Annotated in this window: 1 pseudogene; it reads right to left on the reverse strand. The window is 71.6% G+C overall.

Annotated features, from left to right (window positions below):
- Positions 1-274: pseudogene (locus P3H15_RS54900) on the reverse strand (hypothetical protein); the annotation flags it as partial.
- Between the last annotated feature and the right edge of the window lie 308 nt (positions 275-582).

Genomic DNA, 582 nt, shown 5'->3' on the forward strand with positions numbered 1-582 from the left:
GCGCCCCGGGCCCGAGGTCGAGGAACCGGGCTTCGGCCGCGGAGCGGGCCTTCGGTCGTGGTGGGCGTGGTGCCCCGTCCGGGTCTTGGGGGTGGCCGGGGTAATGCGCCAGGTCGATGCTCGGATTGCCGGGTGTCGAAAGGCGGTGCCGCGCAATCTCTGTCAACCCACGACGGTCACCGGCCCAGTCCGGAGTCCGCGGCAGGGAGTCGAGGTCGGCAACGACGACCAGGTCGGTGCCGGCAGCGCGCACCCACACTTCGGTGCCGACCAACCCCGGTGGCGTCGAATGCAGGCCAACAGGGCTGTGCGGCATCGGGAATGTGGTTTCCAGCGGCGGGCGCGCAGCGGCGGCGCGGCGGGAATCGCACGACCGCGAGGGTCAGCCGGTAACCAGGCGGGTGAGGGGATTCCCGGCGGTTGATTCGCGCGCTGGTGGCGGCCGGTGTGTCGGCGCGGCGGTCAGGCCCCTATGGGGCGCAGTGGTGTGCTCGCGTATAGGCGCTGTGGGGCGTAAGGGGGTTGCAGGTACGTACACGGGCTCTACACGCATGGGGTTGGGCGGTGTGCGCACGCGGTGCA

Origin of the sequence: Rhodococcus sp. T2V (assembly GCF_029269925.1) — a bacterium.
GTDB classification, from domain to species: Bacteria; Actinomycetota; Actinomycetes; order Mycobacteriales; family Mycobacteriaceae; genus Rhodococcus_F; species Rhodococcus_F koreensis.